At 62.2% G+C, this 13348-nt stretch carries 15 protein-coding genes; 11 read left to right on the forward strand and 4 right to left on the reverse strand.

Annotated features, from left to right (window positions below):
- Positions 1-223 precede the first annotated feature (223 nt).
- Genes lptF through AC1Q5P_RS16085 form a run of 3 tightly spaced genes read left to right on the forward strand, consistent with a single transcriptional unit; the run spans position 224 to position 3116 of the window.
- Positions 224-1465 (forward strand): LPS export ABC transporter permease LptF, encoded by a 1242-nt coding sequence (gene lptF / locus AC1Q5P_RS16075; RefSeq protein ID WP_492519493.1) that lies wholly within the window; start codon positions 224-226, stop codon positions 1463-1465.
- Complete coding sequence (gene lptG / locus AC1Q5P_RS16080) at positions 1455-2555, forward strand: LPS export ABC transporter permease LptG (protein WP_039337276.1); 1101 nt, start codon at positions 1455-1457, stop codon at positions 2553-2555. The genes lptF and lptG overlap by 11 nt, the downstream gene beginning before the upstream one ends.
- A gap of 51 nt (positions 2556-2606) precedes the next feature.
- The gene (locus AC1Q5P_RS16085) at positions 2607-3116 is read left to right on the forward strand and encodes a rhodanese family protein (protein WP_039337275.1); all 510 of its coding nucleotides are present in this window, start codon (positions 2607-2609) and stop codon (positions 3114-3116) included.
- A gap of 19 nt (positions 3117-3135) precedes the next feature.
- Here the strand turns inward: AC1Q5P_RS16085 and AC1Q5P_RS16090 are convergent, their stop codons facing one another.
- On the reverse strand, positions 3136-4239 hold the full coding sequence (locus AC1Q5P_RS16090; protein WP_492477274.1) for a fatty acid desaturase family protein: 1104 nt from the start codon (positions 4237-4239) through the stop codon (positions 3136-3138).
- Positions 4240-4405: 166 nt separating this feature from the next.
- Here AC1Q5P_RS16090 and AC1Q5P_RS16095 point away from each other — a divergent pair, with 166 nt between their 5' ends.
- Positions 4406-5566: an N-acetyltransferase gene (locus tag AC1Q5P_RS16095; protein WP_492519482.1), complete on the forward strand. Its 1161-nt coding sequence runs from the start codon at positions 4406-4408 to the stop codon at positions 5564-5566.
- A gap of 108 nt (positions 5567-5674) precedes the next feature.
- Positions 5675-6130 (forward strand): response regulator, encoded by a 456-nt coding sequence (locus AC1Q5P_RS16100; RefSeq protein ID WP_062344339.1) that lies wholly within the window; start codon positions 5675-5677, stop codon positions 6128-6130.
- 237 nt (positions 6131-6367) lie between these two features.
- Here AC1Q5P_RS16100 and AC1Q5P_RS16105 read toward each other — a convergent pair whose 3' ends face one another.
- On the reverse strand, positions 6368-7105 hold the full coding sequence (locus AC1Q5P_RS16105) for a Crp/Fnr family transcriptional regulator (RefSeq protein ID WP_492478113.1): 738 nt from the start codon (positions 7103-7105) through the stop codon (positions 6368-6370).
- A gap of 168 nt (positions 7106-7273) precedes the next feature.
- Between AC1Q5P_RS16105 and AC1Q5P_RS16110 the strand changes: the two genes are divergently transcribed.
- Both AC1Q5P_RS16110 and AC1Q5P_RS16115 read left to right on the forward strand, forming a co-directional pair.
- Positions 7274-7675, forward strand: a complete 402-nt coding sequence (locus tag AC1Q5P_RS16110) for a response regulator (RefSeq protein ID WP_193827516.1) — start codon at positions 7274-7276, stop codon at positions 7673-7675.
- 86 nt (positions 7676-7761) lie between these two features.
- Positions 7762-8556: a response regulator gene (locus AC1Q5P_RS16115; RefSeq protein WP_039337064.1), complete on the forward strand. Its 795-nt coding sequence runs from the start codon at positions 7762-7764 to the stop codon at positions 8554-8556.
- 38 nt (positions 8557-8594) lie between these two features.
- Here the strand turns inward: AC1Q5P_RS16115 and AC1Q5P_RS16120 are convergent, their stop codons facing one another.
- Positions 8595-10175, reverse strand: coding sequence for a CHASE domain-containing protein (locus tag AC1Q5P_RS16120; protein WP_492519483.1), 1581 nt, complete (start codon positions 10173-10175; stop codon positions 8595-8597).
- Between AC1Q5P_RS16120 and AC1Q5P_RS16125 the strand changes: the two genes are divergently transcribed.
- The 4 genes from AC1Q5P_RS16125 (at position 10159) to AC1Q5P_RS16140 (ending at position 12654) form a co-directional block, all read left to right on the forward strand.
- Positions 10159-10449 carry a hypothetical protein gene (locus AC1Q5P_RS16125; protein WP_197423700.1) on the forward strand — a complete coding sequence of 97 codons (291 nt, stop codon included), beginning with the start codon at positions 10159-10161 and terminating at the stop codon, positions 10447-10449. The genes AC1Q5P_RS16120 and AC1Q5P_RS16125 overlap by 17 nt on opposite strands.
- 13 nt (positions 10450-10462) lie before the next feature.
- Entirely contained in the window at positions 10463-10732 is a 270-nt protein-coding gene (locus AC1Q5P_RS16130) for a NepR family anti-sigma factor (RefSeq protein ID WP_156135854.1), read from the forward strand.
- Positions 10725-11360 (forward strand): sigma-70 family RNA polymerase sigma factor, encoded by a 636-nt coding sequence (locus AC1Q5P_RS16135; RefSeq protein ID WP_492519484.1) that lies wholly within the window; start codon positions 10725-10727, stop codon positions 11358-11360. Before AC1Q5P_RS16130 ends, AC1Q5P_RS16135 begins: the two co-directional genes overlap by 8 nt.
- 142 nt (positions 11361-11502) lie before the next feature.
- Entirely contained in the window at positions 11503-12654 is a 1152-nt protein-coding gene (locus tag AC1Q5P_RS16140; RefSeq protein WP_492519485.1) for an AI-2E family transporter, read from the forward strand.
- On the opposite strand, the gene AC1Q5P_RS16145 is transcribed toward AC1Q5P_RS16140, so the two are convergent.
- Positions 12642-13256: a superoxide dismutase gene (locus AC1Q5P_RS16145; RefSeq protein WP_062344330.1), complete on the reverse strand. Its 615-nt coding sequence runs from the start codon at positions 13254-13256 to the stop codon at positions 12642-12644. The genes AC1Q5P_RS16140 and AC1Q5P_RS16145 overlap by 13 nt on opposite strands.
- Positions 13257-13348 lie beyond the last annotated feature (92 nt).

The following is a 13348-nucleotide window of genomic DNA, read 5'->3' on the forward strand; positions in this document are numbered from 1 at the left end:
AACTTTCCCTCACTGGCACTGGCATTATTTCTATGACTTTCAGCGAGGCAATTCCATAACTTTCGTTATGACTTGCGAAAGTCGCGCCGGTTTTCCCTTCCACGAAGCCGTGCGAAGCGCTAGTCCGTAAAAGCTCATGGCTGGTTCACCTGTCGGCAGCCACTCGGGCAAGGCCCAGGCCCCGCCGAATATCGATCCACGAAAAGACGCCAGCACCCGCCACGTGAAGTTCCTTACCGCCACCGATCGCTACATTGCCCGGCTCGTATTCGTGCCGATGCTGTCGGTGTTCGTCCTCGCCGCGTCTCTGCTCATCCTCGACAAGATGCTGAAGCTGTTCGACTTCGTGGCGACAGAGGGCGGACCGGTCAGTGTCGTGTTCAAGATGCTGGCGAACCTGCTGCCGGAATATGCCAGCCTTGCCATCCCGCTCGGCCTGATGCTCGGCATCCTGTTCGCTTTCCGCAAGCTGGCGATGAGTTCCGAACTCGACGTGATGCGTGCGGTCGGGTTGTCCTATACCCGCCTGCTGCGCGTGCCCTACATGTTCGCGATCGGGCTTGCGGCGCTGAACCTGCTGATCGTCAGCTATCTCCAGCCGCTATCGCGCTATTACTACGAACAGCTCCAGTTCGAGCTGCGCTCGGGCGCACTAGGCGCGTCGATCAAGGTCGGCGAGTTCAATTCGTTGCAGGACCGCACCGCCTTGCGCGTCGATTCGAGCCGCGACGAAGGCCGTGACCTGCGCGGCATTTTTGCCCGCCTGCAGACCTCGAATGGGCAGGTCATGGTGATCTCGGCGCGAGAGGGACGCTTCTTTGCGAACAAGGAAAGCCCGGACACGGTGATCCTGCGCCTGACCGACGGTCAGATCGTGCAGGACGGACCGGGCATTGCCTCGCCGCGCGTGCTGACCTTTGCCAGCCACGATCTGCCGATCGACCTGCCGAGGATCGAGCAGTTCCGCCAGCGCGGCGATGCCGACCGCGAGTATTTTCTCCCCGAGTTGCTGCAGATCGGCTGGAACGACCGTTATTCCGAAGAGATTCGCAATCAGTCGAAGGCCAGCCTGAATTATCGGCTGGTCGAGGTCGTGATGATGTTCCTGCTGCCGCTTCTGGCAGTAGCGCTGGCGGTTCCGCCCAAGCGGTCGACTTCGGCACTGGGCGTATTCCTGTCGATCGTGCTCGTGGTCGCCTATCACAAGGTCAACCAGTACGGGCAGGACGTGGCCAGCCTTGGCCGGATCGACCCAGTGCTCGCCCTTTGGGGGCCGTTCGTGGTCTTTTCAGCCCTGATCCTGTGGATGTACTGGAAGATCGCCTACGTTCCCGGTGGCCAGCCAATCGGTGCCCTCGAAACCGGCTTTGCCAAGGTTTCGCGTTTGATCCGCAAGCTGTTCGAGCGCAAGCGGCTGCGCGATGAGCCTGCCCTTGTCGAGGAAGATGCCGCCCATGCAGCTTGAATTCTTCCCGTCGCGCACTCTGGCGAAATACATCGCGAAGATGTTTGCGGTGCGCATTGTTGCCGTGCTGCTGATGCTGGTACTGGTCCTGCAAATGCTCGACCTGTTGAGCGAGAGCGGCAAGGTGCTGGCAGCGCCCGGAAACGGACAGGGCGAGCTGCTGACGTATGTGTCCTTGCGCATGCCGCAACTCATAAGCCGGTTCCTGCCCTATTCGGTGCTGCTGGCCACGATCATCACGCTGATGACGCTGAACCAGAACAGCGAGGTCATCGCGATGAAGGCGGCGGGCCTTTCCGCGCATCAGGTGCTGGCACCACTGTTTCTCGTTGCGGCGGTCACCTCCGCGGTGACCTTCGGCTTCAACGAACGCATCGTCACACGGTCGACTGCTACGCTCAAAGCCTGGCAGAACGTGGAATATGGGCCGATCCCGCAGGAATCGGCGATCAAATCCAACGTCTGGCTGCAGGACGGACCGAACATCCTGTTCGCCCGCTCGGTTGCCGGCGAAGGCAAGTCGATGCGGATGGATGGAGTCAGCTGGTATCGCCGCGACCCCACCGGGATGGTGACCGAAATCGTCACTTCGCCCTCGGCGGCCTATGCCAATCCGGGCTGGAAATTCCGCGATCCTGTTGTGTTCGATGTACAATCTGCCCGAAAGACGTCGATCGGCCGCGACGAGGTCTTTGCCAAGACGGTGGAACCGGTCCAGGTCACGATCAGCCGGGTCGATGCCGACGCGGAATCGTTGACCCAGCTATCGGGTTCGCTCGCCGCCATCCGAGAGGCAGGCTTTCGCACCACCGAGCTTGATGGCAAGTGGTGGCACAAGCTTTCTGGGCCGCTTTCAGCGCTGCTCATGCCTCTTCTCGGTGCCGTGGCAGCATTTGGCCTGGCGCGATCAGGACACCTCTTCGTGCGCGCGGTGATCGGCATGGCGCTGGGCTTCGCCTACTTCGTATTCGACAACGCGGCCTTGGCCATGGGCAATTTCGGCGCTTACCCGCCGCTGCTGGCCGCCTGGGCACCTTTCGTCCTGTTCTTCCTCATCGGCGAGACGGTGCTGATCCGGACCGAGGAATAGACCTTAAAATTAGATATTGCTAATTTTCGTAATATCTAATATATGGAGGCCATGACGCTTCCAACCATCACCCCTGCACAAGCCAAGGCGCTGCTCGACGAGGGCGCCCGGCTCATCGACATCCGCGACGCCGACGAACATCGCCGGCAGAGCATTCCGGGCGCGGCCAACATGCCGCTGTCGGCGCTGGAGCCGGTATCCGGCCATCCTGCGGTGATCTGGCATTGCCGTTCGGGCATGCGCACCGCTGCCAACGCCGATCGGCTCGCCGCCGTGTCCGACTGTCCCGGCTACCTTCTGGAAGGGGGCATTGACGGCTGGCGCTCGGCCGGCCTGCCGGTGAAGACCGATGCCAAGGCGCCACTCGAGATCATGCGGCAGGTCCAGATGATCGCAGGGCTGCTGATCCTTGCCGGCGTGGCGCTTTCGCTCACCGTGGCGCAGGGCTTCGTCGCGCTTTCGGCATTCGTCGGTGCGGGCCTGTTCATGGCCGGGGCAACCGGCTGGTGCGGCATGGCCAGGCTGCTGGGCCTGATGCCGTGGAACCGCCGCGCCGCCTGAGGCAGCGTGGCCTTTCCACTCAGCGCGGCATCATCGTGCTGCGCGCCAGCCTGCCGACGAGCGGCAGCAGGCCGTTGTAATTGCCTTTCTCATACGTCGAGCCAGTGCCGAGGTGCGCCACGATCCGGCGGTGCGCTTCGGCCAGCGAGTGATAGGGCATCGAGGGCAGCAAGTGGTGCAGCGCGTGGTAGCGCAGACCAACCGGCGCCCACAGCGGCGCCAGCCAGGCGGGCGGGGGTACGTTGACGGAATCGAGGTACTGGCCGGTCACGGTCATGGCCTCGCCCTCGTTCTCCCACAGATGCGCCACCAGCGTACGGATCTGGTTGAGCAGCGCGGTCAGCGAGATCACTGCAATGCCGATAAGCAGCGGACGCCAAGAATGCGTCGCGCTCCACCACAACACGAACAGCGCCCAGGCCGATGCACCCAGTTCCTGCCAGAACACCATGCGCGCAAATTCGCCTTCGGGCGGACGGCGGCGGAATTCCGGGTTAATCGATAGCGCAGAGGCACGCTCCCACACCAGGCGGCGCAGTGGCGGGATGACCGCCCCCAGCGGCACGAGGATTGCCGAGCGGATCAGCAGACCGATCGGCAGCAGCAGGGCAACCAGCGCGAACAGCGGCAGCGACCACGGTTTCATCAGCGCGAGCGGCAGGTACTCAGGGTCTTCGACCGTGCCATAGCGCGTGCGCGCATGGTGCAGCGTGTGGACACCTTCGTACATCAGCGAGGGCGTCAGCATCGGGATGCCGACCAGCAGGTTCCACGCAAAGCGGAAGCCTGGCAGCGCGTTCTTGTGGATGTGGGTGAGTTCGTGGATGAACAGAAGGGCCCGGTAGAGCGCGAGCGCCGCGACCACTCCGGACAGCGCGGCGACGAGCGGATTGCCGATGAGGATCGCGCCGGCCAGCGCGGCGTAACCAAGGGCTGCAGAGCCCAGCATGTCGGGCCAGTAGATCTCGGGCCGCGCGGTCGCGATGTCGCGCGTCAATTCGACGGCGGAGCGGAGCATTTCCTTGTCGTCAGGCGTGCCTGCCAGGCCGCGGGGAAGCTTGGCAGCTTCGGCACCGGCAGGAGCCACGTCGCGGGGAGTTTCAAGCGTATCGGTCGCAATCATGCCACAAATTCCAGTATGACCCGTATCTACCGGCTCAGGCCGGCTTTTTTGCACCAAGCAATAGCCTCTGGGCGTCCCCACACCGCGCCCTGCGGCTTGACAATGCGCCGGTCGGGACCGCAGTCCCATCGGCAACGACCCCATATCCGCAAACAAAGGCAAGATCGTGGCTCAAGGCGAAGTAATCATCACACCGGTTTCCGGCAAGGCTGACCGAAAGGCCTTCGTCGACCTTGCGTATCGCCTCAATGCCAGTGACCCCAACTGGGTACCGCCACTGCGGATGGAAGCCGAAGAGCTGATCACGCCCGGCAAGAACCCGTTCTTCGAACATGCCGACGTGCAACTGTTCCTTGCTCGCCGGGGCAGCGCTGTTGTGGGTCGTATCTCCGCCCACATCGATCATCTGGCGATCGCCATGGATCCCAGGCAGGGCATGGGGCCGGGCACGGGGAACTGGGGCCTGCTCGAGGCCGAGGACGAGGCCGTCGCGCAGGCACTGATCGGCCGCGCTGAAGGCTGGCTGCGCGAAAAGGGCATGACCCGCGTGCTTGCGCCCTTGTCGATGTCGATCTGGGAAGAGCCGGGCCAGTTGACCATGGGCTTTGATCATCCACCGACAGTGATGATGGGCCACCAGCCGCAGCGCTATGACGATTATATCAAGGCCTTGGGCTACCAGCCGGCCAAGACGCTGAACACCTACGAGCTCGACATCACCAAGGGCTTCCCGCCGCTGATCCAGCGCATTGTCCAATCGGGCGAGAAGAACGCCAAGATCCGCATCCGCAATGTCGACAAGTCGAAGTTCGATGCAGAAGCCGCGCTGATCCTCGACATCCTCAACGATGCCTGGTCGGACAACTGGGGCTTTGTCCCGTTTACCGACACCGAGATCAAGTATGCCGGCAAGAAGTTCAAGCCGATCGTGCGCGAAGACCTGATCATGATCGCCGAGTACGAGGGCGAGCCGGTGGCCTTCATGATGACACTGCCCGATCTCAACGAAGTGCTGAAGCCGATGGGCGGAAAGCTGTTCCCGTTCAACTGGGCCAAGCTGCTGCTGTGGCTGCGCAAGCCGCGGGTGCGCACCATGCGCGTGCCGCTGATGGGTGTGCGCAAGCGCCTCCAGGCCTCGCGCCTGGCAAGCCAGTTGGCCTTCATGATGATCGAGGCGATCCGCCTCAACTCGGTGCGCGACTACGGCGCCTCGCGCGGGGAGATCGGCTGGATTCTCGACGACAATCAGGGGATGAACGCCATCGCCGAAGCGATCGACAGCCACGTCAACAAGACTTACGTGATTTACGACAAGCCTCTAGTCTGAGCCTGCCGGCCTGTTCGCGCCCGTCAACATGGCGGGCGGGACGGGCGGTGGAACGCTGCTTGGCTGCCCGCGTTCATCGAGACAGGTCAGATCAGGGTGCGACAGACGGTGCCGACTACGACACAGGACAACAAGAAGACGGCGCGACGAAAGTCTGGCCGTGCGCTTGGTCCTGCTCTGGTTGTGGAAGACGATGGCCTGGTTGCCATGGACATCGCCGACGCTCTTGGCGAAGCGGGTGCAGCACCGGTAACGACTTGCGCCAGCGTTGCGGAGGCAATGGCGCAGCTCGAACAGTACGTTCCATCGATCCTGGTCCTCGACGTGCACCTTGCAGACAGGGGCGATGGCTGGGCCTTGGCAGAACTGGCCATTCAACTGGGCGAGAACTCGCCGCTGATCATCTTCACCACCGCGACGCCTGAAGCCATCCCCGATACAGCCGCAGGGCTTGGCCGCGTCCTGCCCAAGCCCTTCAGCACTGCCGCACTGGTATCCTTGATACAGCAGGAACGGCCACGTGGCATTCTGGGCCGTATTCGGAGCGCCCTTGCTGGCCAATAAGTCCGGTTGAGCGAATTCCTCCCAACCCTCGGAAACGAAAGCCCCAGCCGCGCGGGGAGCGCAGCCGGGGCCGATCAACCAAAAAAAGGTCCCCGACGTTTCCATCGGGGACCTTTCGGGATCGTATCACCAGCCGCTTGGACGGGAGGGGGGGTCTCGGCGGTGACATACCCTAAACGAGCGTCCCTGAAGGCGGTTCCAAGCTCTCGAAAAATTTTTATCCTTTTAAATCAACGCTTAGATATAAGGCCGCGAAGAAAATGTGCTGCCATCGATCTTTGCGTAGGCTTTTGCCGCGGCAATATCGGGAACGCTGATGGTCGAAAGGGTCCAGTCGACCAGCCCCATGCGCCTGAGAGTCTGCAAGGTGCGGTTGGTATGCACCAGCGACAGCCCCAGCATATCTGCAATCTGCCCCTGCGTAACCGTCAGCGTAAGGACACCGCCCGGCGCAATTCCTGTATCGATGCCGCGCTGGACGAGAAACACGGCCAGAGCTGCCATCCGCTCGCGCGCGTTGCGCTGGCCGAGCGAGACGAGGTGTTCCTCCAGCGCCGCTTCCTCGTGGGCCGCAAGCCAGGTCAGGTCAAACGACAGTCTTGGCTGCTGGGCAACCAGATCGAAGAACTTCTCGCGTACGAAAGTGCACAAGGTGGCATTGGTCAGCGCCTCGACAGTGTGGCTCATTTCCGCATCGAGCGCCGCCTGCAGCCCGAGAAAGTCACCCGGGAACATGAAATTGATGATCTGGCGCCGGCCATCCTCAAGCAGGCGTGTCCGCATGAGGACCCCCGAGAGCACGGTATAGAGGAACGTCGGCCGCGTCCCCTGTGCAAAAACCTGCTCGCCCCGGGTGAAGCGCATTTCACCGTGGCGGAACGCGGCAATCCACTGGCGGACATCTGCCGGGGGCTGATGCAAAGCCTCGCAATCAGCCAGCGGGCACGCCAGGCACGGCTGTCCTCCGTTCAGCATCAAGTACCCCCCTCCTCCACCTTGATCCTGCACCATTGCGCCGACTTCCCGCCCGGCGCCGTAGTCTGCATCGTCCCTGCCCATACCCAAGCCTTTCATCATCAGTCCGCCGGACCTGCTATGTCAAAAGACAGGGTTTGTTCCCGTGATGTGCCTTAGGGTTCCCGGATGGAACCGAAAAACGAAGCTGCCGTCAGACACGGTCAGGATCTTGTCCTCGTTGTCGAAGACAGCCTTCTCGTCGCCATGGCCATCGAAGATTCCTTGATGGAACGCGGACTTACGGTGGCTGTTGCCTCCACCATTGAAGCGGCAACGGACCTTGTGGCGAGAGGCCTGCCGGCAGTCGCCTTGCTGGATCTGCAGCTTCCCGACGGCAACTCGCTGGAACTTGCATCGCGCCTGTATGAAGCGGGCTGCGCAGTGGCCATCACTTCCGGGCTGGATTCCGGATCGGTGCCGGAAAGCCACGGATTTGCCATCCAGTTCCGCAAACCCACTTCGCCGGACCTTCTTGCCGATTGGGTCGTTACCACATTGCAGACGCTGCCCGCATCGCGGGCGGGGTAAGCGCATTTTTCCTCTTGTTCCCGATCGGGAACCGGATGACGTTATGGTGCGTTTGATCGCACGTTACTATCCGGGAAGGGGTGCGAATGACTCTGGGTGCCAAGGTTGCCAATCAACTCCCTTATCTGCGCCGCTACGCGCGCGCATTGACGGGAAGCCAGAGCGCGGGCGATTCGTTCGTGCGCGCAACTCTGGAAGCGGCGCTTGCTGACGACTCCCTGCGTGCGATGATCGGCGAAGGGCGTCCGCAGCTCTATCATGCGTTCAATCGGGTGTGGTCGACGGCCTATGTCGACACGGTGGACCGGTCGAGCGGCTTGCTCGGAGATCATGAAGCCGCTGCGCAGGAACGGCTTGCGGCCATGACGCCCGCCAATCGCCAGGCCTTGCTGCTGACCACGCTGGAAGACTTCAGCATCGAGGAAGCAGCCTTCATCATGGGTCGCGAGCCGGCTGATGTCGAACTGCTCGTTCAGGATGCCGTTGCCGAGATCGACCGCGAATCTGCCACGTCGGTTCTCATCATCGAGGACGAGCCGCTCATCTCGATGCAGCTCGAGGACCTCGTCCGCTCGCTCGGCCACGATGTCTGCGGCATGGCGGCTACACGCACCCAGGCGCTGGAGATCGTCCAGCGCGAACAGCCCGGCCTGGTGCTTGCCGACATCCAGTTGGCCGATGGCAGCTCGGGCCTTGACGCCGTGGACGACATCCTGCGCATCGGGTCCGTGCCGGTCATTTTCATTACCGCCTATCCCGAGCGCCTGCTTACCGGCGATCGGCCGGAGCCGACCTACCTCATCACCAAGCCCTTCCAGGAGCAGACCGTGCGCACCGCGATCAGCCAGGCGCTGTTCTTCGGATCAAGTCGTCCGCTCTGAAAGGCTTTTGGCCGAGTGACCAAGCCAAGGGCGCGGTGTCAGCCGCGCCCTTGTCGTATGGCGAAATCGCCGCGCCGTCTGACCGGAATGAGCAGGCTGCAGCGGACGCCTTCGGCCTCGAACTTCAGGTCGACCGGATTGCGCAATTCGTGCGCAACGATCTTCTCTACCAGTTCTGTGCCGAAACCGCGCTTGCGGCGAACGGTGGTGTCGATCGCAGGGCCTCCCCGCTCGACCCATTCGATGCGCGCCAGGCTCTCGCCGGCCATATCCCATGTGACCGACACTTGCCCGGTCTCGACACTTAACGCCCCGTACTTTGCCGCGTTTGTGGCCAGTTCGTGGATGGCCAGCCCCAGCGACAAGGCATCGTTCGGCGCGAGTTCCACGTCAGGGCCTGAGATAACGAGATGGCGTTGGGCATCTTGCGCATAGGGCGCGAGTTCGGCCCTTACGACAGCCATGACCGGCGTCGTTCCCCAATCGGACTGCGTCAGCAAATCGTGAGTTGCCGACAGCGCGCGAATGCGCATTTCCAGGCTGTCGGCAAATTCCGGCAGGCTCGTCGCACGGCGACGCGTCAGCGAGATGATCGAAAGCACGTTGGCCAAAGTGTTCTTCACGCGGTGGTTGAGTTCGCGCGTCAACGAGTTGCGGATCGAGGACTGCTGCTCGAACCAGGCCAGGGCGATGCGGTCTTCCACGGCCTGCTGGGTCAGCAGACGGGCGAGGACCAGAAGCAAAGTTGCAACGAGCAGGCCGAACAGCAGCGACATGACCGACATTATCGAAAGCATCGGGGTTGTCGGTGCCTCGATCTCCAGAACGAAGCGATGCCCGGCGATGTCGAGCGCCTGACGGATGATCCGTCCGGAGGCTCCGCTCGGGGCGACTTCCGCCATGAGCGTCCTGCCGGATGCATCTTCATCAAAGAGTCGCACGCCCGCACCCCCGAGGTGGCTGGCATCGACAGAAGATTCCAGGAAGCGCTGCGCATTGTAGGGAGAGTAGACGTATCCGCGCAGCGTGCGGGGGTTGGGATCGGTGTTCAGGGTATACACCGGCATGTAGACGAGGAACCCCGGCTTGCGCGTCTCCTTGCCTTCCTGCTGCAGCACCACAGCACCCGACGCCGTGGGCTGGCCGGTCCGCTCGGCCGATTTCATCGCCGCGCGGCGCGCCGCTTCGGAAAACATGTCGAATCCGATCGCACGTCGATTGCGCGCGGTATCGGGCTCGAGGAACATCACCGGGACTACGAACGGACGTTCGGCATCGGGCTTGGGCCTGATCGCAAAATCGCTCACCCCTCCGTTCTGCATGATTGCTTCAACCGTCGGTATATCGGCGCTGTTAACCTTCATCGCCCAGCCGATCCCATCGGATCCGACATATCGGCCATCAAGATGCAGTTGGCGGATAAAGGTACGGAACAGCGGTGCCTCGACCATCTGCTGTGTCGCGAACAACGCTGCACTTGAACGCAGATAGGCGGCATTGGCGTTGGACCGCCGCTCCAGACCGGACGCGACGGACTGGGCAAGTTGCGCCGTGGTGGCGGTTTGGCGACGATCTTCGGCAGTTTCGATGGCTGCGACGCTGATGACCGTGACTGCCATGGTAAGGCCAAAAATACCGACGGGCAGGGCGCGGGGAAAGCGCTCGTACCATCTGGGCGTCAGCTTTTTCTGGGCAAGCAATTTCTCCATCGCGCGCCCGTTGTCCCTTCCATTGCAGGTTTCACCAAAAAACCCGCTTCCCCCGATACAGCCAAACGCCCGCGAAGCGAAAATTTCGCTGCAAGCATCAGGTCGGGAACCGACAGGAGCCAATATCGTTCCACATCAAAACCTCGCGTCGCGTGCTTTGCCGTTTACCTTGATCGCTTTCTGATGAAAGCAATTCAGTGGACGGGCGCGATGCATTCAGAAATGCGCATCTGCCGCGCCGTTGCGGTCACACTTTGGATTTATCCCTGGAGGGGGAGGCGTTGACAGAGCGAATGTCGAAAGAACAACCAATGAATCCGGGTCAGCAGCGCCGCAAAGGCGGAAAACCGCGCCCGCCCGAATGGGCAGATGGGCTCAAGCGCCTTTACGATTCCGTACTCGATGAACCTCTGCCAGACACCTTTGCCGATCTGCTGAACAAGCTGGACGATCCGTCCAATGGCTGAAGCTGCTCCAAAGGCTGCCGGCGCTGACATCGACAAGACGCCTCGCCCCGCCAGCGATCCGGTCACGTTCAAACGCGAACTGACCGGCGTCATCCCTCACCTTCGCGCGTTTGCTCGCGGTCTTTGCGGCAGGCCGGATCTGGCTGACGACCTGGTACAGGAAACGCTGCTCAAGGCCTGGGCCGCGCAGGAGCGGTTCGAGCCCGGCACCTCGATGCGTGCATGGACTTTCGTGATCCTTCGCAATGCCTACCTGACCGACATGCGCCGGAACCGCTTCCGCGCCGACTATGATGAAACCGTAGCTGAACGGATTCTGGTCGCCCCCGCCGCGCAGGAGGGGCCCATGCACCTTTCGGACATGCACCGTGCCTTGCTCACGCTTCCGCCCGAACGGCGCGAGGCATTGCTGCTGGTGGGCGCAGGCGGCTTCAGTTACGAGGAAGCCGCCCAGATTTGCGGTTGTGCCGTGGGTACAATCAAGAGCCGCGTTGGTCGCGCCCGAGCAGCACTGTCGCAAATGATCGAGAATGGGCAAATCCCGCGCCGCAGCACTGATGATGCGGTGGCCCACTCGGCAATCATGAGCGAACTCGATCATACCGTACACGCCGGCAGCCAGTCCTGACGGACTGCTCTGTCGGAGCAGCAACACTCCCCTGCAAATTCACGCGGCCTCCTGCCAAGGCTATTGATCAGCGCCTGACAACGGTGGATGGAACACTGAAACCTCCGTCAGGCCCGTTTGCGTGAATCAACAGCCGTCAGAAATGCTGGAAAGACCGCTGGACGTCGACGATCCGGCGGATCGTCGTGCACGGCTGCAATCGGCCATTGTCCTTTTGCTGGGGCTGGGGCTGTTCCTTGCCTTGCCGTTCGTGCTCTCCATCGGGTCGGTGGTCTTTCTCCCTCCGGTGACGGCGATGATCTTCACGATCGTCATGTCGCCGCTTGCCGACCGACTGACCCGTCTGGGCCTGCCAAACATGCTGGCATCCTTCATCGCGATCTGCGCGCTGATCGCAGTCGTGTTGATGGCGCTACTGCTGATCCTGCAGCCCGCGTTCGTGATGGTGGATCAGGTCCCGGCCCTGGCCCGGCAGGTTGCCGGACGGTTTGCCGAGCTTCGCGGAAACCTTTCATGGATCGCCGATGTGAACCGGCAGCTTGCCCGGATCACCGGGCATTCGGCCACACGCGAAGTGGTTGTCGCCAGTCCGTCAGTGATCGAACAGGTTGCCTTTGCCACGCCGAGCGTGATCCTGGAAACCCTGCTTACCCTGCTGATGACCTTCTTCATGATCGAATCGCGCATTCGCATGAAGCGACGCATCCTGCTGGATCGCCATTCCTTCAACGCCTCGGTCCGCCTCGCACGGGTCCTGCGCGATGTGCAGGAGCGTGTCGCGAGCTACATGCTTACCGTGGCACAGGTGAACTTCGGCGTCGGCGTCGTCGTGGCGCTGGGAGCATGGGGCTTTGGCCTCGCCGCGCCGGTCATGTGGGGCGGCCTTGCCTTCGTGCTCAATTTTCTGCCCTACCTGGGACCACTGGTGATGATGGGACTGCTGGCACTGGTGGGACTCGGCACGGCCAGCAGCGTGGCGGTGGGTCTGGTGCCGGTTCTTGCCTACCTGGTGCTCCACGCTATCGAATCGAATGTGCTGACCCCGTCGATCCTCGGCGCGCGCTTCACCCTCAATCCCGTCGCGATCCTGCTGTCGATCAGCTACTTTTCGTGGATCTGGGGCGTGCTCGGCGCACTGCTTTCGGTCCCGATCCTGCTGACCATCGCCGCGCTGCTCGATCATATCGGCAGGCCGAACCTCGTCGGCTTCCTGTTTGGCGAGGCTCTTTTCGAACCTGCCCGCCTCGCCGGTATCGACGAGGACGGGCAAGCGGATGTGAATCAGGCCGGATAGGTCCAGGTGCCATCGCGGCCGAGGTTCTCGGCGGCAAACTCCCAGTTCAGATGCTTCTCGATCACCGCCTTGAGATATTCGGGGCGCAGGTTCTTGTGGTCGAGATAGTAGGCGTGCTCCCACAGGTCGATGACCAGCAGCGGCTTGGCATCGCCGGTGGCAAAGGTCGCCGCGTCATGCGTCTGTTCGACAGCCAGCTTGTCGCCGCGGGCCACGAGCCAGACCCAGCCCGAGGCAAAGTGTGCCGCGCCCTGTGACGCCAGTTCCTCGCGCAGGCGGTCGAGCGAGCCGAAGCTGCCTTCGATCGCTGCAGCAAGATCGCCGGTCGGCTCGGAGGAGGTCGGTGTCAGGCTATTCCAGTAGAAGGCGTGGTTCCAGCTCTGCGCAGCATTGTTGAACAGGCCCTTGTCGCCCTTTGCCTCGGCAGCGGCGACGACTTCCTCGAGGCTCTTGTCCGCCAGGTCCGTGCCCTCGATCGCGGCATTGGTCTTGTCGACGTAGGCCTTGTGATGCTTGCCGTGGTGCGTCTGCAGCGTCGCCGCCGAGATGCTCGGCTCGAGTGCGGTATCGGCATAGGGAAGCGGGGGAAGTGTAATCGCCATGATAGTCAACGTCCTTGCTTGGAAATCTGCGTCGCAGACCAACGCGCGAGGTAGTCGTTGGTTGCGAAGTCGTCCCGCCCCAAGGTCGTTGA

The sequence above is a fragment of the Novosphingobium sp. GW835-FHT14H07 genome (assembly GCF_058793515.1).

Bases quoted from the DNA above. Each gene is read 5' to 3' on its own strand.
- lptG (WP_039337276.1), top strand. From the start codon at position 1,455: ATGCAGCTTGAATTCTTCCCGTCGCGCACTCTGGCGAAATACATCGCG.
- AC1Q5P_RS16085 (WP_039337275.1), top strand. From the start codon at position 2,607: ATGACGCTTCCAACCATCACCCCTGCACAAGCCAAGGCGCTGCTCGAC.
- AC1Q5P_RS16090 (WP_492477274.1), bottom strand. From the start codon at position 4,239: ATGATTGCGACCGATACGCTTGAAACTCCCCGCGACGTGGCTCCTGCC.
- AC1Q5P_RS16105 (WP_492478113.1), bottom strand. From the start codon at position 7,105: ATGCTGAACGGAGGACAGCCGTGCCTGGCGTGCCCGCTGGCTGATTGC.
- AC1Q5P_RS16110 (WP_193827516.1), top strand. From the start codon at position 7,274: ATGGAACCGAAAAACGAAGCTGCCGTCAGACACGGTCAGGATCTTGTC.
- AC1Q5P_RS16115 (WP_039337064.1), top strand. From the start codon at position 7,762: ATGACTCTGGGTGCCAAGGTTGCCAATCAACTCCCTTATCTGCGCCGC.
- AC1Q5P_RS16125 (WP_197423700.1), top strand. From the start codon at position 10,159: ATGACCGTGACTGCCATGGTAAGGCCAAAAATACCGACGGGCAGGGCG.
- AC1Q5P_RS16120 (WP_492519483.1), bottom strand. From the start codon at position 10,175: ATGGCAGTCACGGTCATCAGCGTCGCAGCCATCGAAACTGCCGAAGAT.
- AC1Q5P_RS16135 (WP_492519484.1), top strand. From the start codon at position 10,725: ATGGCTGAAGCTGCTCCAAAGGCTGCCGGCGCTGACATCGACAAGACG.
- AC1Q5P_RS16140 (WP_492519485.1), top strand. From the start codon at position 11,503: ATGCTGGAAAGACCGCTGGACGTCGACGATCCGGCGGATCGTCGTGCA.
- AC1Q5P_RS16145 (WP_062344330.1), bottom strand. From the start codon at position 13,256: ATGGCGATTACACTTCCCCCGCTTCCCTATGCCGATACCGCACTCGAG.